This window comes from Sulfoacidibacillus thermotolerans (assembly GCF_003144315.1).
GTDB classification, from domain to species: Bacteria; Bacillota; Bacilli; order Alicyclobacillales; family SLC66; genus Sulfoacidibacillus; species Sulfoacidibacillus thermotolerans.
Map to the genome: position 1 here is coordinate 59,904 of NZ_MPDK01000010.1, position 22,344 is coordinate 82,247.

Annotated in this window: 22 protein-coding genes; 3 read left to right on the forward strand and 19 right to left on the reverse strand. The window is 48.3% G+C overall.

Annotation, left to right across the window (positions count from 1 at the left end; genetic code table 11):
* Nucleotides 1–52: 52 nt before the first annotated feature.
* The 19 genes from argH to purB form a co-directional block, all read right to left on the reverse strand.
* Nucleotides 53–1,444, reverse strand: a complete 1,392-nt coding sequence (gene argH, locus BM613_RS07645) for an argininosuccinate lyase (protein ID WP_109430584.1) — start codon at nucleotides 1,442–1,444, stop codon at nucleotides 53–55.
* A 15-nt stretch (nucleotides 1,445–1,459) separates the two neighbouring features.
* Nucleotides 1,460–2,665, reverse strand: coding sequence for an argininosuccinate synthase (locus BM613_RS07650; RefSeq protein ID WP_109430585.1), 1,206 nt, complete (start codon nucleotides 2,663–2,665; stop codon nucleotides 1,460–1,462).
* Between the two features lie 11 nt (nucleotides 2,666–2,676).
* Nucleotides 2,677–3,639, reverse strand: a complete 963-nt coding sequence (gene argF, locus BM613_RS07655) for an ornithine carbamoyltransferase (protein ID WP_109430586.1) — start codon at nucleotides 3,637–3,639, stop codon at nucleotides 2,677–2,679.
* A 15-nt stretch (nucleotides 3,640–3,654) separates the two neighbouring features.
* Nucleotides 3,655–4,881, reverse strand: a complete 1,227-nt coding sequence (locus BM613_RS07660; protein ID WP_109430587.1) for an aspartate aminotransferase family protein — start codon at nucleotides 4,879–4,881, stop codon at nucleotides 3,655–3,657.
* Nucleotides 4,874–5,680, reverse strand: a complete 807-nt coding sequence (gene argB, locus BM613_RS07665) for an acetylglutamate kinase (protein WP_181362961.1) — start codon at nucleotides 5,678–5,680, stop codon at nucleotides 4,874–4,876. Before argB ends, BM613_RS07660 begins: the two co-directional genes overlap by 8 nt.
* Nucleotides 5,681–5,691: 11 nt before the next feature.
* Complete coding sequence (gene argC / locus BM613_RS07670; RefSeq protein WP_181362962.1) at nucleotides 5,692–6,762, reverse strand: N-acetyl-gamma-glutamyl-phosphate reductase; 1,071 nt, start codon at nucleotides 6,760–6,762, stop codon at nucleotides 5,692–5,694.
* Nucleotides 6,763–6,901: 139 nt separating this feature from the next.
* A complete protein-coding gene (locus tag BM613_RS07675) occupies nucleotides 6,902–7,243 on the reverse strand; it encodes a hypothetical protein (protein WP_109430590.1) in 342 nt (113 codons plus the stop codon).
* A gap of 211 nt (nucleotides 7,244–7,454) precedes the next feature.
* The gene (locus BM613_RS15020; RefSeq protein ID WP_181362963.1) at nucleotides 7,455–7,595 is read right to left on the reverse strand and encodes a hypothetical protein; all 141 of its coding nucleotides are present in this window, start codon (nucleotides 7,593–7,595) and stop codon (nucleotides 7,455–7,457) included.
* 91 nt (nucleotides 7,596–7,686) lie between these two features.
* Nucleotides 7,687–8,586 carry an EamA family transporter gene (locus tag BM613_RS07680; protein WP_181362964.1) on the reverse strand — a complete coding sequence of 300 codons (900 nt, stop codon included), beginning with the start codon at nucleotides 8,584–8,586 and terminating at the stop codon, nucleotides 7,687–7,689.
* A gap of 61 nt (nucleotides 8,587–8,647) precedes the next feature.
* Nucleotides 8,648–9,931 carry a phosphoribosylamine--glycine ligase gene (gene purD, locus BM613_RS07685; protein WP_109430592.1) on the reverse strand — a complete coding sequence of 428 codons (1,284 nt, stop codon included), beginning with the start codon at nucleotides 9,929–9,931 and terminating at the stop codon, nucleotides 8,648–8,650.
* 29 nt (nucleotides 9,932–9,960) lie between these two features.
* Complete coding sequence (gene purH / locus BM613_RS07690) at nucleotides 9,961–11,502, reverse strand: bifunctional phosphoribosylaminoimidazolecarboxamide formyltransferase/IMP cyclohydrolase (protein ID WP_109430593.1); 1,542 nt, start codon at nucleotides 11,500–11,502, stop codon at nucleotides 9,961–9,963.
* Nucleotides 11,483–12,088 (reverse strand): phosphoribosylglycinamide formyltransferase, encoded by a 606-nt coding sequence (gene purN / locus BM613_RS07695; RefSeq protein WP_109430594.1) that lies wholly within the window; start codon nucleotides 12,086–12,088, stop codon nucleotides 11,483–11,485. The genes purH and purN overlap by 20 nt, the downstream gene beginning before the upstream one ends.
* On the reverse strand, nucleotides 12,085–13,128 hold the full coding sequence (purM, locus tag BM613_RS07700; protein WP_109430595.1) for a phosphoribosylformylglycinamidine cyclo-ligase: 1,044 nt from the start codon (nucleotides 13,126–13,128) through the stop codon (nucleotides 12,085–12,087). Before purM ends, purN begins: the two co-directional genes overlap by 4 nt.
* A gap of 6 nt (nucleotides 13,129–13,134) precedes the next feature.
* Nucleotides 13,135–14,574, reverse strand: a complete 1,440-nt coding sequence (purF, locus tag BM613_RS07705) for an amidophosphoribosyltransferase (protein ID WP_109430596.1) — start codon at nucleotides 14,572–14,574, stop codon at nucleotides 13,135–13,137.
* On the reverse strand, nucleotides 14,559–16,868 hold the full coding sequence (purL, locus tag BM613_RS07710) for a phosphoribosylformylglycinamidine synthase subunit PurL (protein WP_281267836.1): 2,310 nt from the start codon (nucleotides 16,866–16,868) through the stop codon (nucleotides 14,559–14,561). The genes purF and purL overlap by 16 nt, the downstream gene beginning before the upstream one ends.
* The gene (purQ, locus tag BM613_RS07715) at nucleotides 16,849–17,541 is read right to left on the reverse strand and encodes a phosphoribosylformylglycinamidine synthase subunit PurQ (protein WP_109430597.1); all 693 of its coding nucleotides are present in this window, start codon (nucleotides 17,539–17,541) and stop codon (nucleotides 16,849–16,851) included. The genes purL and purQ overlap by 20 nt, the downstream gene beginning before the upstream one ends.
* 2 nt (nucleotides 17,542–17,543) lie before the next feature.
* Complete coding sequence (purS, locus tag BM613_RS07720) at nucleotides 17,544–17,795, reverse strand: phosphoribosylformylglycinamidine synthase subunit PurS (protein WP_425450693.1); 252 nt, start codon at nucleotides 17,793–17,795, stop codon at nucleotides 17,544–17,546.
* Nucleotides 17,796–17,845: 50 nt separating this feature from the next.
* Nucleotides 17,846–18,553: a phosphoribosylaminoimidazolesuccinocarboxamide synthase gene (gene purC, locus BM613_RS07725; protein WP_109430598.1), complete on the reverse strand. Its 708-nt coding sequence runs from the start codon at nucleotides 18,551–18,553 to the stop codon at nucleotides 17,846–17,848.
* 47 nt (nucleotides 18,554–18,600) lie between these two features.
* Nucleotides 18,601–19,908 (reverse strand): adenylosuccinate lyase, encoded by a 1,308-nt coding sequence (gene purB, locus BM613_RS07730; RefSeq protein ID WP_109430599.1) that lies wholly within the window; start codon nucleotides 19,906–19,908, stop codon nucleotides 18,601–18,603.
* Between the two features lie 208 nt (nucleotides 19,909–20,116).
* Here purB and BM613_RS07735 point away from each other — a divergent pair, with 208 nt between their 5' ends.
* The 3 genes from BM613_RS07735 to BM613_RS07745 all read left to right on the forward strand — a co-directional run bounded on the left by BM613_RS07735 (nucleotide 20,117) and on the right by BM613_RS07745 (nucleotide 22,328).
* A complete protein-coding gene (locus tag BM613_RS07735) occupies nucleotides 20,117–20,365 on the forward strand; it encodes a hypothetical protein (RefSeq protein ID WP_109430600.1) in 249 nt (82 codons plus the stop codon).
* Between the two features lie 77 nt (nucleotides 20,366–20,442).
* Nucleotides 20,443–21,591 carry a glycosyltransferase gene (locus BM613_RS07740; RefSeq protein WP_181362965.1) on the forward strand — a complete coding sequence of 383 codons (1,149 nt, stop codon included), beginning with the start codon at nucleotides 20,443–20,445 and terminating at the stop codon, nucleotides 21,589–21,591.
* On the forward strand, nucleotides 21,591–22,328 hold the full coding sequence (locus BM613_RS07745; protein ID WP_109430602.1) for a phosphocholine cytidylyltransferase family protein: 738 nt from the start codon (nucleotides 21,591–21,593) through the stop codon (nucleotides 22,326–22,328). Before BM613_RS07740 ends, BM613_RS07745 begins: the two co-directional genes overlap by 1 nt.
* The last annotated feature ends 16 nt before the right edge of the window (nucleotides 22,329–22,344 follow it).

Below are 22,344 nucleotides of genomic sequence, written 5' to 3' on the forward strand. Positions count from 1 at the left end.
TGTGCGTCGAAACTCCTGCATGTGGATTAAATTACCAGAGTTTTTCTCGCCCTTATCTGAGTTCCAAGCGCTCGCGTGCCCATTGCAATTGTTTGCGTACAGCCTCTGGTGCTGTACCCCCACGGCAATTGCGCGCAGCAACCAAAGCTTGTGGAGTCAAGGCGACAAGTTCCTGTTCATCGAGCAGTGGAGTAAAACGCTGTATCTCCATTTTGCTTAACTCTGCCAACGGCTTTTTCGTTTCAATGCAATAACGCACCATGTTCCCTACAATTTCGTGCGCTTCTCGAAAAGGAACACCTTTTCGCACAAGTAGATCTGCCACGTCCGTCGCCGCGCTAAAATCCTGACGCAGCGCTGACTCCACGGCCTCCGTGCGAACTGTTAACGTTTCTATCATCCCAGTAAAAATTCGCAGAGCCGTCTTCACGGTGTCAACTGCATCAAATAATCCTTCTTTGTCCTCTTGCATATCTTTATTATAAGTGAGCGGAAGCCCCTTACAAGTGGTAAGCATTCCGAGCAAATGCCCATAGACACGTCCTGTTTTGCCACGAACTAACTCCGCCATATCAGGATTTTTCTTTTGCGGCATCATGGACGACCCCGTTGTATATGCATCATCCAATTCAAGAAAACCAAATTCTGCACTACTCCATAAGATAATCTCCTCAGCTAAGCGCGACAAATGCATCATAACCACAGACAGAGTAGCAAGCATCTCAATCACATAATCGCGATCGCTCACCGCATCCATGCTATTCTCATAAAGTGCTGTAAAACCGAGTTCACTGGCCACAAACGTTCGGTCAATTGGAAACGTCGTACCCGCTAGTGCTCCCGCGCCAAGAGGCATTAAATCCGCCCGTTTACGAACGCCAAAGAGGCGCTCGCGATCACGTGCGAGCATCCATACATACGCCAGCAAATGATGTGCAAATAAAACAGGTTGAGCGCGCTGTAGGTGCGTATAGCCAGGAATAATCACATCAAAATTCCGTTCTGCACAATCGCATAATGCTGTTTGTAAGGAAGTGACAAGAGTCACAAGCACGTCAACCTCTTCTAAAGCAAATAAATGCATATCAAGCGCAACTTGGTCATTGCGGCTTCGCCCTGTGTGCAATTTTCCCCCTACCGCCCCAATGCGCTCGATCAAGTGATGCTCAATATTCATGTGCACATCTTCTAATGATTGTTCCCAAACGAACGTGCCAGCCTCAATCTCTTCACGAATGCTGTCAAGTCCCTCCACAATCATCTGTGCCTCTTGTTCAGTTACGACTTGTTGCTTGGCTAACATCCGAATATGTGCCTTGCTACCAGCAATATCATAAAAAGCTAAACGCTGATCGAAAGCGATGGAGGCGCCAAACGCCTCCACAAGTTCATCCGGTTGTTTTGTAAAGCGCCCGCCCCACATTGCGTTGGACTGCTTTCCCATGTGACAAACCGCCCCTTATTCTTCTGTATCTGACTGCACCGTCGCCTGAAGGCGTGTCGGTAATCCCCATAAGGAAATAAATCCAACTGCTGCTTTATGATCAAATGTATCTCCACCTGCATACGTTGCCAAATCTTTGTTATAAAGAGAGTAGGGTGAGCGCGAAGCCGCTGCAAAAACACTGCCTTTAAACAGTTTCATGCGCACAGTTCCCGTCACATGTGCCTGCGTGTCTTTAATAAACGCGTCAATCGCGGATTTTAGCGGTGAAAACCACAAACCATTATAGACAAGCTCCGCATATTTTTGCTCCATCATCGGCTTAAATTGCGCAACTTCGCGCGTCAATGTCAAATACTCAAGTGCCTGATGCGCCTTGATCAATGTGATGGCTGCTGGTGCCTCGTACACTTCGCGAGATTTAATCCCTACCAACCGGTTTTCCACGTGATCAATACGTCCTACCCCATGCGCACCCGCAATTTTATTCAGTTGTTCGATCAATGTCACAAGTGACAGACTCTCTCCATTTAACTTGATCGGGCGGCCAGCTGCAAACTCAATTTCCACGTATTCTGGTTGATTCGGCGCATCTATTGGATTCACCGTCCACTCAAATGCCTCTTCTGGCGCTTCCGCAAAAGGGTCTTCCAACACACCCGCCTCACAACTTCTTCCCCAAAGGTTTGCATCAATACTAAATGGACTATCTAACGTGATTGGAATCGGGATGCCATGTTCTTTTGCATAAGCAATTTCTTCATCCCGCGACCACGCCCACTCCCGAACAGGCGCTTCTACCTTTAGCGCAGGGTCAAGGGCCGCAACAGAGACGTCAAAGCGAACCTGATCATTCCCTTTGCCCGTACAGCCATGCGCAACCGCTTTTGCGCCAACTTTTTCCGCAACTTCCGCAAGCAACTTCGAAATTAACGGCCTCGACAAGGCAGCTGAAAGCGGATATACCCCTTCATACAAAGCATTAGCATATAAACTAGGCAAAATAAACTCTTCCGCAAACTGTTCACGCGCATCAATCATATAGGATTCCACTGCGCCAATAGACAACGCCTTTTCCTTAACAAAAGACAGATCCTTACCTTCACCCACGTCAGCAGATAATGCAATCACATCATATCCATATTTGTCACTCAACCATTTAATAGCAACCGATGTATCCAGTCCGCCTGAATAGGCAAGAACCAATTTTTGCTTTCCCATTCTCCCACTCCTTATGAATGATCGCTCATGAGGGCCACAAGCAACGCTTTTTGTGCATGTAAGCGATTTTCCGCCTGGTCAAATACGACGGATTGCGCACCTTCAAGAACTTCTTCTGTGACTTCTTCACCCCGGTGTGCCGGGAGACAGTGCATAAAAATGGCATCCTGATCAGCCAATCCTAATAGCTCCTGATTGACCTGAAACCCTGCAAAATCAAGCAGGCGCTTCTCTGCTTCCTGTTCTTGCCCCATACTTGTAAATACATCCGTATAAATGACATCCGCACCCTTTGCCGCCGCATAGGGATCTTCTGTTACTGTCACTTCAGAGTGCGCCGGCATCGCTCTACGGCGCGCTTGTTGGACAATATCAGCGCGCGGCTCATATCCATGAGGCGAAGCAATGCGGATATGCATACCGACAAGAGCAGCAGCTTGCAACAGCGAGTGAGCCATGTTGTTGCCGTCTCCAACATAACACAAAGTAAGCCCACGCAGACGCCCTTTATGCTCTAGAATAGTCATAAAATCTGCTAATACTTGTACTGGATGATGATCGTCTGTGAGCCCATTAATCACAGGAACCGTGGAATAGCGCGCTAATTCCTCCACATTGGCGTGTGCATGAGTGCGCACCATGATTCCTTGCACATAGCGCGAAAGCACGCGAGCAGTATCAGCGAGTGGCTCACCGCGCCCCACTTGGGTCATTTGATTGGATAAAAATAATGCATGCCCACCCAATTCATACATTCCCACTTCAAAAGAGACTCTCGTCCGCGTCGATGCCTTGTCAAACAACATCGCTAAGGTCTTCCCTTGTAAATAAGGCGTGGGCTCCCCTTTCGCGCGCTTTTGCTTTAATTCATTGGCTAGCGCCAACACCGCATGCATCTCGTGCGCAGTCCAACCAGAAAAATCAAGAAAATGAGTGCCTTTTAATCCACTCTCGCGCGCAGCCGCCATACTCATATCATCAATCCCTCCTTATCCTAATGCTGCTTGCAAAATATTTACTGCCAGCTCTACGTCTTTTTGCGATACGATTAACGGCGGCAATAATCGAAGAGTATCTGGCCCTGCCGTTAACACAAGCAACCCAAGTTCGCGGCAACGCTCTACAACTTCACCGGCTCGCGGTGTTTTTAATTGCATCCCCCACATGAGTCCAAGTCCGCGCACATCAACGATGTCTTCACGCAGCGCTGCCAGTTTCACTAATTCCCCGTACAACTGCTGCTCTCTGCGGCGCACTTGTTCAAAAAATCCAGGTGCCGACATCACGTCCATCAATGCTAAAGCCGCCCGTGCAGCAACAGGATTTCCGCCAAAGGTTGAGCCGTGAGTCCCCGGAGTAAATACTTGCGCCACTTCTTGAACCGCAAGCATCGCGCCCATCGGCAACCCACCTGCCAATGATTTGGCCATCGTTACAATATCCGGCTTGATACCGAGACGTTGCCAAGCAAGCCAAGCTCCAGTGCGCCCCGCTCCCGTTTGCACCTCATCGAAAATGAGAAGTAAGCCCATGCGTGTGCAAAACTCGCGTAGTTCATGCAAAAACTCTGTCGGAAAAGGACGAACACCGCCTTCCCCCTGAATCGGCTCAATCAGAATCGCCGACGTTTTTTCCGTCACGGCCTCTTTTACAGCTTGGATCGTCGCCTGCTCCACATAGCGAAATCCCCCAGGCAATGGTCCAAACCCCTCTTGATACTTGGGTTGTGCCGTCGCAGTCACAGTCGCAATCGTACGCCCGTGAAAAGAGTGCGCAAACGTCAGAATTTCTCCTTTATGCGCCCCGTACTTTTGCTTCGAATAGCGGCGCGCCAACTTAATGGCTGCCTCATTGGCTTCTGCCCCTGAATTCGCGAAAAAAACTTGGTCCATCCCACTCATCTTGGTAAGTCGCGCAGCTAACTCTGCTTGCGGAGCAGTCAAATAGATGTTTGAAATATGCCATAACTGCTGCAACTGATCGGTTGCCGCCGCAACAAGAGCCGGATGACAGTGCCCAAGCCCACAGACGGCAATTCCACTCGTAAAATCTAAATATGCTCTTCCCTGCTCATCAAATACATATACGCCTTCTCCGCGTACAATCTGCAGAGGTTGCCGTGCGTACGTGTGCATGACATACTCTGCATCAAGCGTCTGAGCTGGAACCTGCTCAACGACTTGTTGCCGCGTGTTCCATTTGTGTACTTCAGGCATGTTCCACTCCTCCTTTCATTATCCCTGTGGGAATAATGCGCGTCCCAATGGAACGTCCCTCCATTACGCTGTGCAACGCATCAGCCATACGGCCATCGAGCACATACGCAGCTTTTGCACCACTTTGCACCGCATGCACGACCGCTTGCAATTTAGGAATCATGCCGCCAATCGCCCGTCCATCCTCAACCATAGAAATTGCTTCCTCTTCCGTGAGTTGCTCGAGCGTATGCTGTGAGTTCGCATGTTCACGCACTCCCGCGACATCTGTCGCCAACACAAACGCATCCGCCCGCAAAGCACCTGCAAGACTAGCCGCTACAAAGTCTGCATTGATGTTATACACTTGACCATTTGCATCTACCCCAAGAGGTGCGATTACAGGCACGTAGCGATCTGCAAGCAGAGAACAAAGCAATCTGACGTCAACCATCTCCACTTGGCCGACATAACCGAGCAGCCCATTCTCATAAGGCACTGCACGAACCATCCCAGCGTCCTCACCACATAAACTAAGTGCACGCACACCATATTTTTGCAATTGGCGCACGATGCGTTTCCCTACTCGTCCGGACAACACCATTTCCACCACTTGGAGTGCCAATTCATCAGTAATCCGCTGTCCTTTAGCAAACTCCGTAGCGTGCCCAAGGCGTGAGAGCCATTGCGTCACCTCAGGCCCCCCACCGTGAACCACAACCACATGGACATCATTGCGGGCATAATAGGCGATTTCTTCAAGCAAAAAAGTGTGTTCTTCGCTTACGCTGCCGCCATATTTCACAACAAGCGTCTGCACATTGCCACCTCCTACCACCACGGGCTCAGTTGTAGGCCTAATGTCTCTTTGAGACCCAACATGAGATTTAGATTTTGCAAGGCCTGACCGGCAGCTCCCTTACCTAAATTATCAATCGCCGCCACCGCAAGTACGGTGTGAGTGCGCTCATCGACATGCACGCCGATCTGACACAGATTCGTTCCTGTTACTTGCCTAATTTCTGGCATCTCTCCTAAAGGCAAAACCTGCACAAACGGCTCTTTTTCATAGCGAGTCTGATAGATGCCTAAAACATCAGCTGTCGTCATCTCTTCTTTATTCAATTGCCCATACGCAGTAACATAAATTCCCCGCTTAATAGGTAGTAATTGCGTTGTTAAAAGTACCTTCACATCTTGAGAAGCAAATTCGCCTCCCCCATGTTCTCGACCACGTACCCACGCATCAGCTAGAATGCGCTCAATTTCCGGTGTATGTTGATGAGCGCCTACTTTGTAGGCATGCAAACTTTCAGCGACCTCAGCAAAGTGAGTCGTCATTTTTGGATTTCTACCTGCTCCTGAAACCCCTGATTTCGCGTCGATCACAATACGCAACGGGTCAATCAACCGCTGCTCAAGCAACGGCAACAGCGCAAGCTCCGAAGCTGTTGCATAGCACCCTGGATTCGCGACAAGCCGCGCCGTACGAATTTGCTCCCGATAACGCTCAGGCAACCCATACACAGCAGGCGCATGGCGCTCTGCTGCTGGAGCATGATACCAAAGTTCATAAAGATCACTAGGCAATCGATAATCCCCACTAAAATCAATCACACGCACATCTTGATCAAGTAATCTTTCCACGTACTTTGGGGCTTCCCCATGCGGCATCGCGAGCAAGGCTGCATCCATCAAAGAAAGGTCATGAAACTTTGCAAGCGGTGAAAAGGCGATCCGCCCAAGTGACGTGCCCCTAAACTGAGGCAACACCTGCTCAATCGCTTGCTCTGCATATCGATCAGAGAAAACTACAAGTTCTTCCACATCTTTGCGCCCTTCAAGAAGGCGAAGTGTCTCAATGCCTCCATATCCGGTAGCGCCAAGTAGCGCAATCCGCATACCGTCACCCCTCTTGTGAATCATTATACAACTATGTGCATAAAGTTTCAAATATGTCTATAAAAATAAACCGGAATGCCCGGTTTATCAATGCTTTCAGCGTTGAATTTGTATAAATACTCGTGACTTTTTCTCTAGATCAGGCAAACCGCGTCGCGAAATAAACGCCCACCATGAGCAGCAAGGTCGTCAACAAGTAGCCAACCAGTTGCGTCTGTGGTTTGCGTTTCTCTTGTACAAGCACATGTGCAATCCCGACCACGACAATCATGATCAAAGGATGTAACAAAAACAATCCCCAAATCGGGTGTGCAATAAATACGATCAGTCCAATTAAAACTTGCAAATCTAAAAGGACTAATAAGATTCGCCCAAACCCAGGCCTCTTCCACCCATTCCCAAAACGCAATGCATTCCATAACAATAAAAGAGAAGAGAGGATCATGGCGATGAGTCCCAGTACCACATGAAGTTCAAACAATGGAAAACCCCTTTTCCACACAGTCTATTCCAAATAAGCGTTCCTTCTCATAGTTTATCTCTCATGAACTCTCATTCATAGGGAAAAAGCGCGTCAAATCTATGTATGGAGGGTTCGATCGCCAGTGCTCTACATGGGATAAGAGATGAAACACCATGTAGAGCACCCCAAACGAGTACCTCAGACATTCCACTGCGCGGTCAAAAGATGTTTAGACGCGCCGAATTGGGGAATGGTCTGCTTGCTTCTTTACTTCTTCAATGCTTTCTCCGCGCGCTTGGCTTTTTGAAGCAAGTGGGGACAATCTCGTTGCAGAAGGCTCATCTGCTTTTCGACTGGTCTTATTGTCCACATCATAACCTCCCTCGGCAGCAAGTTAAAAAAGTGGCGACTCCTTTTTTAGTATGCGCGCGAGGTAGACCTTCCAATCACAATGCAAGGCACTATGCAACTCGTTGCTGCCGCTGTCCTACCGCAATTCCTGCAATAATGAAAAGTACGCCAATCCACCCAATCACACTTACCTGCTCATGCAGCAACCCCGCAGCTAACAGTACGGCAATCGGCAGTTCCACACTCGACAAAATCGCGGCTGCAGATCCCCCTACGTGCGGCACACCAACAGCAAACAGCGAAGTTGGAATCGCTTGACTAAAGAGTCCAATGAGGAGACCATACACCCACATGCCATGCCAAGCCGCAACAAATAGCTCCACATGTGGAGGATAAATCGCTGAAACTGCAACTGCTGAGACTGACGTAATGAGTGAAGCACGCAAAAACGGCTTGATTGGAGATTGTACATGCCCATTGATATATAAAAATGCAGCATACGTAGCTCCTGACATCAAACCATCAAACATCCCCAAAGCAGACCAGTGATGCCCTATCTGTGAATGGAGATTTGCTAATACAGTGCCTATGACGATCAAAAGAATTCCACCCCATTGCCAACCAGTTGGAATTCTTCGACGCACAATATAATCAAGAACAAAGGTCATCCAAGAAAACTGAAACAAAAGTATGATGGCTAACCATGCAGGCAAGACAGTCAGAGCACGATAATACAAAACGGCAGTTCCCGTACCTAACAAACCAAGTGCCAAGAGACGCCAAAAGTCTACCCGGCTAAGCGTTTTTAAGGAAATTTTCCCTCGCGTTTGAAAGAGCACGATCAACCACAAGAGCAACGCAGCATAATAAAATTGGCCGCTTGTCACCTCCGTTGCTGAAAACCCTTTGTGATAGGCTACTTTAACAATCGGCGAGACAAATCCATAGCTTGCTCCACCCAATAATACAGCCAAAACGTAAAGACGGTAAGACCGGACCTTTCGCATCATGACAGCCATGTACCCCAATATTAAATGTCAGGCCGCAAAATCATCCCGTGCAAAACTGTCCTTAGCGCATTCCAATATCCTCTCGATAATGTTTACCAGGGAAGGAAATGCTCTGGACGCGATGATACGCTCGTTCGCGCGCAATAGTCAGTGTCTCTCCGCGCGCAATCACATTTAAGACGCGTCCCCCATCTGTAACTAAAGCCAAAGAAGCAGCATCACGACGAGTGCCTGCGTGTAAAGTATACACAATTTCACTTTCTTCGCCAGCATCAAGTCCTGTAATGATCTCTCCTTTACGCGGCGCATCTGGGTATCCAGCCGCCGTAAGCACAACACAAACTACCGCATCTTTAGCAAACTGCACTTCCATTTGACTGATGCGATTCTCTACAACCGCCTCAAACACTGCAAGCAAATCCGTTGTTAGCAATTCTAACGCCACTTGTGTCTCAGGATCGCCAAAGCGAACATTAAATTCGATTAAATACGGTTGTCCTTCAACCATCATCAGCCCAGCGAATAAGACACCCTGAAAACGAATTCCTTCTTTGCGACACTGTGCTAAAATCGGATCGAAAATCGCGGTACGAATGCGCTCTTGTTCCTTTTCCCCTATAAAAGGAACTGGAGTATACGTCCCCATCCCCCCGGTATTGGGTCCCTGATCAGAAGCATATAATTGTTTATGATCCTCAATCGCTGGCATAAGAACATATCCAGACTCATCGACAAAAGCCATCACAGACACTTCGCGGCCCACAAGAAACTGTTCAATGACAACCGTTTCGCCTGCACTCGCAAATGTACGTTCTTCCATCAGCGCATGTAAAGCTTGCTCTGCCTCAGCACTTGACTGCGCAATGACGACACCCTTCCCCGCAGCCAGTCCATCAGCTTTCACCACAATCGGCCCACTTTGTTTTCGAACATACTCACGAGCACGGACAGGATCTTCAAAAATCTGATACTGTGGTGAAGGAATCCCTGCTCTTTGCGCCAACTCACGCGCAAATGATTTGCTTGCTTCTAATTGAGCTGCTTTTTTTTCAGGACCAAAGATACGCAGCCCTACAGCCATAAAACGATCGACAATCCCTGCAGCAAGAGGAGCTTCCGGTCCTACGACTGTCAAATCAATCTGTTGCGCTTGGGCAAAGGACACGAGTCCATCGATATCTAACACATCGATGGACACACAAGTCGCCCACTGCTCCATTCCTGGATTTCCTGGTGCCGCAAATAGTTTAAGCAGGCCACTTGTCCCACTTTTTTTTGCGTCAAACGCGAGTTTGCGGATGATCGCATGCTCCCGCGCACCACTGCCAATCACGAGAATCTTCACTCGCTTTCCCCCCAAAAATCCGCCGCTTCCTAATGGCGAAAATGTCTTACCCCAGTAAACACCATCGCGATCCCATGCTCATCGGCCACATCAATCGACAGTTGATCCTTGATCGAACCACCTGGCTGAATCACCGCTTGAATCCCCGCTTTTGCCGCTACCTCGAGCGTATCGGGCATTGGGAAGAAAGCATCTGACGCCAATACACTCCCTTTGGCTCGTTCCCCTGCTTGTTCAATCGCAATTTTCGCCGCACCCACGCGATTCATCTGCCCAGCCCCAATACCAATCGATTGATGTGCATGGGTTAACACAATCGCATTGCTTTTCACATGCTTTACAATTTTCCAGGCAAATAATAATTCATCAAGTTCTGCTTTCGAAGGCGCTCTTTTCGTGACAACCGTTAAATCATCAGGTTGCACTGTGCGCCAATCAGACTCTTGAATCAGTAATCCGCCGCGTACACTACGCAGTACAAGTGACGGTACAGCAGATGTTAGATGCCCAAACTCCCCCAATTCTAGCACACGCACATTTTTCTTTTTCGCTAAGACAGCTAACGCATCTTCCGTAAAAGCAGGCGCCATGACAATCTCGAGAAATAGCTCCGTCAAATGCTTTGCAACCGCTGCGTCAACCACGCGATTGAATGCGACAATCCCACCAAATATGGATACTGGATCCGCTTCATATGCACGAGTAAACGCCTCTAGCGCATCGCGGCCCGTCCCCACCCCACAAGGGTTCATATGCTTTACTGCAACTACCGTCGGATCGGTGAACTCAAGTAAGAGATCGAGAGCGGCGTTTGCATCCTGGATATTGTTATACGATAACTCTTTTCCTTGCTTTTGCACCGCAGTTTGCAAAGAAGGATAGACTTTTTGCGCAGACGTATAAAAGGCCGCTTTTTGGTGAGGATTCTCCCCATAACGCAAATCCATCGCCTTTTCATAGGTAAGTGAGAGCGATTGTGGGAAACTTTCCCCCGCTTGTTGCGTTAAATAATCAGCAATTTTTGCATCATACGCCGCTGTGTGCCGAAACACTTTCGCCGCCAGTGCAAAACGTTCCTCGCGCACAATCGCCTCTCCTTTGGCTACGCGTTCTCCTACCCATGCGTAATCACTAGGGTCGACCAAAACGACGACATGCGGGTAATTCTTCGCTGCTGCACGAAGCATGCTAGGTCCACCAATATCGATATTTTCAATTGCCTCTTCTAAAGTAGCGTCAGCTTTCGCTATTGTTTCCGAAAAAGGATATAGATTTACAATTACATAATCAATCATTTCTATACCATGCTGCTTTGCTGCTTGCATATGCATTACATTGTCACGCAACGCCAACAATCCACCATGAATGAGCGGATGTAGCGTTTTGACGCGCCCATCCATCATTTCTGGAAACCCAGTCACCTCGGAAACTTCTCGAACGGGAATTCCCGCCTGTGCGATGACACGAAATGTACCACCAGTAGAAACAAGTTCAACGCCTGCAGCCTGAAGCTTTTGCGCGAGTTCCACAATCCCCGTTTTATCCGAAACACTAATTAATGCCCTTGCCATGACATCCAATCTCCCTTTCACACCACTGTTTTACAACGCGCGGCAACAACTCATGCTCTGCGCGGTGAACTCGCGCCAGCACGTCTTCCACTGCGTCTGTCTCAAAGATAGGAACACGCACTTGTTCTAGAATCGGTCCGGCATCTAACTGTGCATCAACATAGTGCACAGTAACGCCAGTCTCTGAAACTTTAGCCGCTAGCGCCTGCTCAACTGCATTGAGTCCTTTAAATGCAGGCAACAGCGAAGGATGCAAATTGATCATTCGTTGTTCATAAGCCTCAATCAGCGTAATCCCTATAAGTTTCATATAGCCAGCAAGCACAACAAACCCAATCTGCTCCTGTTGTAATTTGTTAAGCACCATCTGCTCCCACTGCGCCTTACCCTGCAGTTCCTGATGCGTATGCGCAAAACAAGGGATCCCGACGTGAGTTGCATACGCCACTGCTCCACACGTCGGTTTATCACTAATTAACAACGCGATATGACCACAACCGAGTTCCCCTGCGCGTTCTGCCTCTACAAGACGGCGAAAATTCGACCCTTGACCCGAAGCAAAAACTGCAATATTAACACGTTTCATCGCAATCCCTCAGAAGACAAAAGTGTAACTCCTGCTCGGCCCTCTTCCACATACCCAATCTCATATGCATCTTCCCCGAGCGCACGCAAAGCACTTACAACTGATGCAGCGTCTTTTTCAGCAACAATGAGCACATAACCGATCCCCATATTCCATGTGCGATAAAGCGTCTGTTGATCAATCTCTTGCAATGTCTGAAACCACGAAAAAATTGGTGGAACAGGCCATCTGCCAAGTTCTATCACACATCCCACACCTTCTGGTAAAGCGCGCGGGATATTTTCTAGCAGTCCGCCCCCAGTGATATGCGCCATTGCATGCACAGAATGCGTTTGCAATAATTGTAAGATTGGCTTCACATAGATTTTTGTCGGCGTCAGCAAAATCTCCCCAAGGCTGTGCGTACCATCGCCAAATGGCTCTTCATAAGCATGGCCATGCTCTTTTACAAGCTTTCGGATGAGAGAATACCCATTGGCGTGTGGACCTGATGAAGCAAGCCCGATCACACGATCTCCAGACTGCACCGCACGGCCGTCGATCATGCGCGCACGCTCAACGACCCCTACAGCAAAACCGGCAATGTCATATTCTCCCTCAGAGTACATTCCAGGCATTTCTGCCGTCTCTCCGCCGATGAGCGCCGCACCCGCAGATACACATCCATCCGCAATGCCCTTGACCACTTGTTCAGCAACCTTTGGTTGCAATTTTCCCGTAGCAAAATAATCTAAGAAAAAAAGGGGTTGAGCGCCAGTGGTTAAGATGTCATTGACACACATCGCAACCGCGTCAATCCCTATCGTGTCATGACGCTGCAGCGAAAACGCCAATTTCAGCTTCGTCCCTACACCATCCGTCCCAGAAACCAATACAGGCTCACGGTATTGGTCACTTGGGAATAGGAACCCACCACCAAATGACCCGATACTCCCCAAAACTTCTTTGCGCAACGTCCGTTTAACGTGTGGTTTGATCCGCTCAACCGTCTCATTGCCGGCGTCAATATCCACACCTGCTGCCCGATACAAATCCGTCATGCGATCCTACCTCTCCACCGGATGTTTACTCCGCTCTTCGAGCACCGTCTTTGTTGTTGGGAAAATTTCCGTCGGATACCTGCCCGTGAAACACGCATTACAAAAACCGTGCGGTTCATTCGCTGTAACGCCAAATGCCTGAAGCATCGTCGCTTCCTCCATATAGGCCAAGCTGTCTGCACCTATGAATGATTGAATCTCCGCAATCGACTTTTTCGCAGCGATCAATTCCTCACGTGCAGACGTGTCAATGCCATAGAAACATGAATGACGCACAGGCGGCGACGAGATGCGCACATGCACCTCCGTAGCCCCTGCCTCGCGCAATAAACTCACAAGGCGCGCGCTCGTCGTGCCACGAACTAAAGAATCATCGACCATTACGACACGTTTGCCAGCGACAATTTTTTTCACTGCACTCAGTTTTAGACGCACCCCTAAACTGCGCAATTCCTGTGAGGGCTGAATAAACGTGCGGCCACTGTACTTATTTTTGATCAGTCCAATTTCATAGGGCAAATGCGCTTCCTCTGCAAAGCCAATTGCCGCTGAAATGCTGGAATCTGGGACCCCAATCACCACATCCGCTTCAACTGGCGCTTCACGCGCCAACAAACGTCCAAGTTGCTTTCGCACCATGTGCACGTTGAATCCATCAATATCACTGTCAGGACGAGCAAAATAGATATATTCGAACGTACATAGCGCCTTGTGCGCAGTTTCCGAAAAACGGTGTGTCTGCAACCCATTGTGATCGATAATAAGCATTTCCCCAGGCTCGATGTCACGAACAAAGGTGGCGCCAATCGTATCAAATGCACACGTTTCAGAGGCCACCACATAAGCCCCATCCAATTGTCCAAGCGCCATTGGCCGCAATCCATGAGGGTCACGCATAGCAATCAATTCATGGTCAGTCAGAATGACAAACGCATAAGCGCCTTTTAACATAGACATACTTTCACGTACATTTTCTGGGATCGTTTTATAAATTCCGCGCGCAATCAGATGTGCGACGACTTCCGTATCACTCGTAGACTGAAAAATGCTCCCTTGATGCTCTAAAATATCGCGGATATGCCGCGCATTCACGAGATTGCCGTTATGCGCTAACGCGAGATTGCCTTGTCGAAAATCAAACACCAACGGTTGTGCATTGCGGATTGAACTCTCTCCTGTCGTAGAGTAGCGAACATGCCCTACAGCTGCAAATCCACGCAAGCTCTGCAACCGATCATTCGCAAAAACCTCGGTGACAAGCCCCATGCCGCGATGGCTGTGCATCGTTTGTCCATCAATCACTGCGATGCCAGCACTCTCTTGTCCCCTATGCTGCAGTGCGTACAATCCATAGTACGCAAGCTGCGCGGCTTGCTCATGTCCCCAAATCCCAAAGACCCCACACTCTTCATGCATTTTATCCAATACATCTAATGCTTCATCCATGATGCAATCGCTCCTCGCCAAGCTGCTTGCAGTTGCCAAATGTCAGCGTGCACATAGAGTTGACGATCGACAGACACACGTAAAAACGGCGTCGACGCTACTACTCCAACGCGCGTTAGCGCGACTTGATGTTCATTTGCCAAGCGCGAAAGCGCACCAGCACTTTCTGGTTTGGCAGTAATCACAACTAAACTGACCCCTTCACCAAAAAATAAAGACAAAAGCTCGTCGCTCTCTATCGCGCGCCCCTCACGCTGCACAGCAAAATCAAATTGCACTTCTGCACCTCGTCCGCCTGTAATCGCCGACTCCGCAAAAGTGACGAGCAATCCACCATCAGACACATCGTGCGCAGACTGCAACAGCCCCTGTTGCGCACAAGCAAGTAAATATTGCTGCAATCGCACTTCCTGTTCTAAATCAAACGTCGGTAAGCGGTATTTTAAACTCGCGTCTGGCTGACGCAATGCGAGGTACTCTGATCCGCCAACTCCAGCCAAAAGCGCATGTGATAAAGCACCAACTACGTAAATTTCATCACCAGGCATCTTCCACTCTGAGGTGACGATCCGTTCCCGATCTTCAATCAATCCTACCATGCCAATGACAGGAGTCGGATAAATATCCACACCGTTTGATTCGTTATACAAAGATACATTTCCGCTAATTACAGGGGTTTGCAGAGCTTCACAGGCAGTCGCTAACCCATCAACGGAACGTTCAAATTGATAAAACACCTCTGGTTTCTCTGGATTCCCGTAATTCAGACAGTCAGTTACCGCAAGAGGCCTCGCACCACTACACACTAGATTGCGTGCAGCCTCAGCAACTGCCCGCAAGCCGCCTTCATAAGGATCGAGATATACTTGCCGCCCATTGCCGTCTGTCACAAGAGCGATCGCCTTTTTCGTCCCAGGAATCCCCACAACCGCCGCATCAGATCCGGGACGCACAAAAGTCTCTGTCCGCACCATGGAATCGTATTGATCATACACCCATTGTTTGCTTGCAATCGTTGGGCGTGCAAGTAACTCTGCCAGTTCAGCGACAAAGTCACTCGGCTGTGCAAGCACTGGAGCATCCTCGCGCAATTCGTCTAAATAGGCGGGACGCAAAGCCAGGCGATCTAACAAAGGCGCCTCATCAACGAGTGCCGAGACGGGAATTTCAGCCGCAACCACGCCTCCTTCGAGCACGCGCAACATTCCGTCATCCGTAACTCGACCGATGACTGTCGCTTGCAAATCCCACTTTTCGAAAATTTTCTTTGCTACTTCTTCTGCACCTTGACGCATCACAACAAGCATGCGTTCCTGTGATTCAGACAACATGATCTCATATGGATTCATCCCTGTTTCACGACATGGAACAAGCGCCACATCTAGTGTTAAACCACTGCCCGCACGACTGGCCATCTCTGCCGACGATGAAGTTAGGCCAGCAGCCCCCATGTCTTGAATCCCTACAACTTGTCCTGTAGCAATCAATTCAAGACAAGCTTCAAGCAGTAGTTTCTCCATAAAAGGATCCCCTACTTGCACAGCTGAACGCTCTTTTGCATGGGGATCTTCAGCAGACGCAAAAGTCGCACCGTGGATACCATCACGCCCTGTGCGTGCACCAACGATCAACACAGGATTTCCTACTCCACTCGCACTGCCCGTAGCAATCTGATCGTGAGTCATGATTCCGACACACATTGCGTTGACTAACGGATTCTGTTGATAGCGATTGTCAAAAACAACTTCGCCCCCTACTGTTGGGATGCCAATACAGTTGCCATAACCACCGATACCAGCGACAGATTCAGCAAATAAATAGCGTGTATGTGCATGATCCAGTTCACCAAATCGCAGACTGTTCAAAAGCGCGATCGGTCTAGCACCCATTGTAAAAACGTCGCGTATAATACCGCCAACCCCAGTTGCCGCTCCTTGATACGGTTCAATTGCTGTTGGATGATTGTGACTCTCAATCTTAAAAGCCACAGCAAGCCCATCCCCGATATCGACAATGCCTGCATTTTCTCCCGGCCCTTGCAACACTTGGGGGCCTTGAGTGGGGAAGCGGCGTAGAACCTTCCGTGAACTCTTATAACTGCAATGTTCAGACCACATAACACTAAAAATACCTGTCTCTACATAATTCGGTTCGCGCGCAAGGAGTTCGACGGCGCGTGCGTACTCTGCATCCGTGAGGCCAAATGTGCGATAAATTTTTTGCTCCCGAACCATTTCTGGCGATGGAAGCGCAGTTGTCAATGCCTCGTTTTCATTAAGACTGGATTGCCGCATGCGTCTCCCTCCAAACCTGCAAAATCGACGTAAAGACCTTTGTTCCATCTTCACTGCCTAGACGACTGTGAATCGCGCGCTCCGGATGCGGCATCATTCCAAGAACATTCCCACGCTCATTGACAATTCCAGCAATATCGTCTATCGAGCCGTTTGGATTACACCCTTGTGCATAGCGAAATACAATCTGTCCATTCGTCTGCAATCGTCTTAGTGTTTGTTCATCTGCATAGTAATTCCCCTCGCCATGTGCGATCGGAATTACAATCCGCTCCCCTTCTTGATAGTGGCGAGTAAATGCAGTAGCAGCATTCGCAACCACCAATTCAGTCAGCTCACAGCGAAATTGCAAAGACTCATTGCGCCGCAAAGCGCCAGGTAGCAGACCCGCTTCTGTTAATACCTGAAACCCATTGCAGATGCCTAAGACAAATCTTCCATCTGCTGCCGCCCGCTCCACTTCTTTCATCACTGCTGCGAAACGCGCGATCGCCCCGGCGCGCAAATAGTCCCCATAAGAAAATCCGCCTGGAACGACAATGAAATCATACTGTGAAAGATCTGTCGCGGTATGCCATACCAAATCTACTGGCTGTGCAATCGTCGCTTCAATCGCTTTGACCGCATCGAAATCACAGTTGCTGCCCGGGAATTGGATCACTGCACACTTCATGATCACGCCTCCACCAATTCATACGTATATTTTTCTATTACTGGATTAGTCAATAACTGATCGCACATCCCGCGCACAAGCTGATGTGCTTCCTGCTCTGATCCTGCCGACAAAGTGACTTCCATATATTTTCCGATCCGCACATCACTCACCGTGTCATAACGCAGCGCATGCAGTGCATGACTGACAGCCGCCCCCTGTGGATCGAGAACGCTTTCTTTAAGAGTAACGTAGATTTTAGCCAAGACGTCCACTAGATTTCCCTCCATCCAAACTGGCAAGCAATCTACATCGCCTGCTTTCCTTACTCTTCTATGCGTCGCAAAATTTCCTGATATGCTTCTTCTACACGCCCCAAATCGCGGCGAAATCGATCCTTGTCCAATTTTTCTTTCGTCTTGGCATCCCAAAAACGACACGTATCCGGAGAAATTTCATCCGCCACAAGAATCTCACCCGCTTGCGTGACACCAAATTCTAATTTGAAATCGACCAACAACAAACCTTTTTCAAGTAGTCTCCGACGCAAAATCGCGTTGACTTGCAACGCAGTCGCTTCAAGCAAGTCCAGTTGCTCGCGCGTCGCTATCGCAAGCGCAAGTGCGTGAGAACGATTGATCAACGGATCTCCTAATTCATCATTTTTTAAATAAAACTCAACCACCGGCCGAGATAATTCTGTACCTTCTGCCATCCCAAGACGCGTAGCAAGTGTACCTGCAACTACATTGCGTGTAACAACTTCGACTGGAATAATCCGAACGCGTTTAACGAGCATTTCTCTATCTGAAAGCGTATCTAGATAGTGGGTTGCGATACCTTCCGCTTCTATCCAGTGAAAAAAGTTCGTGCTAATCCGATTGTTATACACGCCTTTTTGTTCAATCGACCCTTTCTTTTGGCCATTAAACGCTGTTGCATCATCCTTAAATTCGACAACATACGCATCTTCCCGCTCACTTTCATAGACGCGCTTTGCCTTGCCCTCATACATCATCCGGCCCTTTTGCACTACAGTTCCCTCCATCTCTCTCGCTCTCTTGCCTAGCTTGTTTTTTCTCACTCTGCTGACGACTCAATGCCAAGACGCCGCAGAATCATCTCTACATGTTGCAAATGGTGGGTATAATCAAAACATGCATCAAGCTCTGCTTTTGTCAGATGTTGCTGTACAAGCGGCACTTGCTCGATCAACTCACGAAATGGCCTCTGCTCTTCCCACGCTTGCATCGCCATTGCCTGTACCGCATCATATGCTTCTTCACGGGCAACTCCGTGTTCTACAAGCGCTAATAATACTCGTTGAGAGTAGATGAGCCCGAATGTGCGATTCATATTGCGCTTCATGTTTTCCGGGAAGACCGTCAAATGAGTGAGGATATGATTCATTTTATGCAACAAATAATGGAGCAAAATTGTGCTATCAGGGAGGATAACCCGTTCAACGGAAGAGTGTGAAATGTCGCGTTCATGCCAAAGTGGAACATTTTCATAGGCTGCGACCATATTGCCGCGCAGTACGCGCGCAAGTCCAGAGATCTGTTCACAAGTCACGGGATTTCGCTTGTGTGGCATTGCCGAAGAGCCTTTTTGCCCAGCATAAAACGGCTCCTCGACTTCGCGAATTTCAGTTTTTTGTAATCCGCGAATCTCCGTCGCAATTTTGTCAAGCGTCGTGCCAATGAGAGCTATTGTCGCCATGTATTCTGCATGGCGATCCCGCTGTAAAGTTTGTGTTGAGATCGGCGCTGGCTTTAGTCCAAGGCGCTCACACACGATCTCTTCCACGCGCGGATCAATATTTGCATAAGTCCCTACCGCACCAGATAATTTTCCGTATTGAACCGTCTCGCTGGCATGCATAAAACGATCCAGATTGCGAACCATTTCCGCATAATACAAAGCTAACTTGAGCCCAAATGTCGTAGGTTCTGCATGAACACCATGCGTGCGCCCCATCATCACAGTGTTGCGGTAGCGCCAAGCTTGCTTGCGCAATGTTTCGCTCAATTCCTGAATTTTTACGCGCAATAGCGCATTTGCTTGCTTCAATTGTACACCAAGCGCTGTGTCCACTACGTCCGTACTTGTCAAACCGTAGTGTACCCACTTGCGTTCTTTGCCAAGCGTTTCAGATACTGCACGTGTAAACGCCACAACATCGTGGCGGGTTTCTTTTTCGATTTCAAGGGCGCGTTCCACGTCGACTCTGGCATTTTGGCGGATGAGTTGTACATCTTCTTTCGGAATGACGCCCAGTTCCGCCCAAGCCTCACAAGCAGCAATTTCAACTTCAAGCCACGTCTTATAACGGTTTTCAAGTGTCCAAATCGCAGCCATTTCTGGGAGCGAATAACGTTCGATCAAGGCAATCCCTCGTTCCTGCCCGCAGACGCACGGGCGAAGTTCGTGTTATGCTTTACTTATGGTTTTCTTACATGTTTAGTCTATCAACTTCGCGCACGAGGGTCAACGAAAATACGAACATTTATTTTTAAAAAACCTATATCGTTCGTATTTTTTCCTCATGCAACCCTTTATTTTCAAGTTTAGGATGGTTCGAGGAGGAGTTTCTATGTATGACCGTTCTCCATCCCCTCCGCATTTTGATCATCAGGGACGAGATATCCATTTTTGCGCTACATGTCGCCATATTCGAGCAATTCGCGAAGCCGATGGAGTGCATTTTCACTGTTCCAGACTCGGTTATCAAACGCGTCCGAACTGGAAATTTAACTGCTGGACACCCCGTGATCACTATTTAGATACAAGCCAAACCATAGACACGCATGAGGCTGCAAAAGATGCCCAGCGAAAAGATTGACAATGTCTATTTTGGTTTGTTTAACTTAATCAATGGGCAAATCCATTGTGCAAAATCGGAAGGAGTTCACGAACCTCTTGAAACCATGGATTGTTTGCATTGGATCTACCGATTGGCATGGCATAAATCATCGACCACAACATATGTTACGTGGACTTGCCGGCCGCGGTTGGAATATCTTATATGTTAACGCACCCATTACGTGGCTCTCTCCAATAAAGGATCGAAAACTACTTCATAAATGGAAGACACAGTGGCACAGCAAGGAGGTTGAACCTCACATCCGAGTGCTTGAACCGCCCGTTATCGCGCCTTTTGGTTCTATGACAGCAATCTCGAATGTGTGGAACCAACACCGCATTGCCCGCGCGATCAATGAAGAACTGGCGCACTTGCAAATTGATAAGTACGTGATCTATTCATTGTTGCCAACTGCAGCCGATTTACTTCCCTTATTAGCAGGAGAAAAACGCATACTTTACGACTGTGTGGACGATCACGCTGCATTTACGGGATTCATCTCGAAAACGTACGTCAGACAACTGGAACAACGCTTAACTTTGCAATCCGATCTATCGCTTGCAACATCAAACAAGCTTGCAGAGCAACTGCAAAGTTATGGTGCGACGCCAAAACTTGTGCCAAACGGAGTGCACGTCGAACATTTTACCCCTACCAAAGAAAGCTTATTGCGAGCACAAGAATGGAAAAAAGAACTGGGCGCCAAAGTGGTGATGGGGTTTGTTGGGGGAATCGCAGATTGGATCGACATTGAGTTGATGACACGACTTGCTCAATTGCGAGAACACTATACACTTGCTCTCATCGGGCCCGTGCTGACAGATCTGCATGCATTAGAAAAACTGCCCAACGTTAAAATTTTAGGGCCGAAATCTTATAGTGAATTGCCCTATTACGTGCAAGCATTTGATGCTGGATTGGCGCCATTTCGCTTAAATGAGTTAACAGAAAGTGTGAATCCGGTAAAAGTATACGAATATTTAGCGGCAGGCATTGAAGTCATCGCTACGCCGATGCGCGAATTATTACCTATGCAACATGCCATCCACCTCGGAAAAAATGCCGAAGAGTTTGCACTCCTTATGGATGGGATCGTCAATGGCACTGGACGCTTCGATCCGAGTGTCCGCCTTGCGCTTGCCAAAGCAAATGCCTGGAGCACCCATATTGAAATGACAGATCATTTATTAAAGGAGATCATGTGATGAGTTTATCAACAACGGCCATCATTCTTGCCGCTGGTTTATCAAGTCGGCTGCGACCACTTACGGATGATGCGCCAAAATGCTTACTCCCTATGGGCGACCGCACGATTCTTGACTGGCAATTATACGCATTAACTGCGATTGGCATAAAGGAAGTCGCTCTTGTCGTCGGTTATAAACAAGAAATTATACGTGCACATGTTCAGGAAAAATGGTCGCATCTGCGAGTGACTTACATCGAAAATAAAGAATACGCTACCACCAATACCCTCTTTTCACTAGCAAAAGCATTTGCTGCATTACCTGCTCAAGACTTCTACTACTTAAATGCCGACGTTGTATTCCACAAAGAGATCATCAAGCGCTTAGAGGAACATAAAGAGGAGGCTCTTCTCGCAATCGATTGCAAACAATGCCGTGAGGAAGAGGTAAAAGTTCGCGTAAACCAGAATCAAATAGTAGAAATCGGAAAAGAAATCAATCCTGAAATTTGTTTGGGAGAGTTCATTGGTGTCGCAAAATTTTCCGGCGCATTTGTTCATTCTTTTCGCTCCGCCGTCAAACGCCTTGCAATTTCCGGTAATGAACGTAAATTCTTTGAATATGCACTGGACGATTTGGCAAAAACGGAAACGTTAACCCCCGTCGACATCACGGGTCTCCCGTGTGTTGAAGTTGATTTTAAGGAAGACTATGAGTATGCCGTCTCCTATGTCGTAAAACACTTTCAAGAATAATTTTATACACTTCTTC

Coding starts and splice junctions, on each gene's coding strand:
- purF (WP_109430596.1), bottom strand. CDS start 14,574: ATGGATGAAGCATTAGATGTATTGGATAAAATGCATGAAGAGTGTGGG.
- purM (WP_109430595.1), bottom strand. CDS start 13,128: ATGACGGATTTGTATCGGGCAGCAGGTGTGGATATTGACGCCGGCAAT.
- BM613_RS07650 (WP_109430585.1), bottom strand. CDS start 2,665: ATGGGAAAGCAAAAATTGGTTCTTGCCTATTCAGGCGGACTGGATACA.
- BM613_RS07735 (WP_109430600.1), top strand. CDS start 20,117: ATGTATGACCGTTCTCCATCCCCTCCGCATTTTGATCATCAGGGACGA.
- BM613_RS07660 (WP_109430587.1), bottom strand. CDS start 4,881: ATGCCTGAAGTACACAAATGGAACACGCGGCAACAAGTCGTTGAGCAG.
- argC (WP_181362962.1), bottom strand. CDS start 6,762: ATGCGGATTGCGCTACTTGGCGCTACCGGATATGGAGGCATTGAGACA.
- purQ (WP_109430597.1), bottom strand. CDS start 17,541: ATGAAGTGTGCAGTGATCCAATTCCCGGGCAGCAACTGTGATTTCGAT.
- argF (WP_109430586.1), bottom strand. CDS start 3,639: ATGAGTATGGCGGCTGCGCGCGAGAGTGGATTAAAAGGCACTCATTTT.
- BM613_RS07680 (WP_181362964.1), bottom strand. CDS start 8,586: ATGATGCGAAAGGTCCGGTCTTACCGTCTTTACGTTTTGGCTGTATTA.
- purN (WP_109430594.1), bottom strand. CDS start 12,088: ATGAAACGTGTTAATATTGCAGTTTTTGCTTCGGGTCAAGGGTCGAAT.
- argH (WP_109430584.1), bottom strand. CDS start 1,444: ATGGGAAAGCAGTCCAACGCAATGTGGGGCGGGCGCTTTACAAAACAA.
- purL (WP_281267836.1), bottom strand. CDS start 16,868: ATGCGGCAATCCAGTCTTAATGAAAACGAGGCATTGACAACTGCGCTT.
- BM613_RS07745 (WP_109430602.1), top strand. CDS start 21,591: ATGAGTTTATCAACAACGGCCATCATTCTTGCCGCTGGTTTATCAAGT.
- purH (WP_109430593.1), bottom strand. CDS start 11,502: ATGGCAAGGGCATTAATTAGTGTTTCGGATAAAACGGGGATTGTGGAA.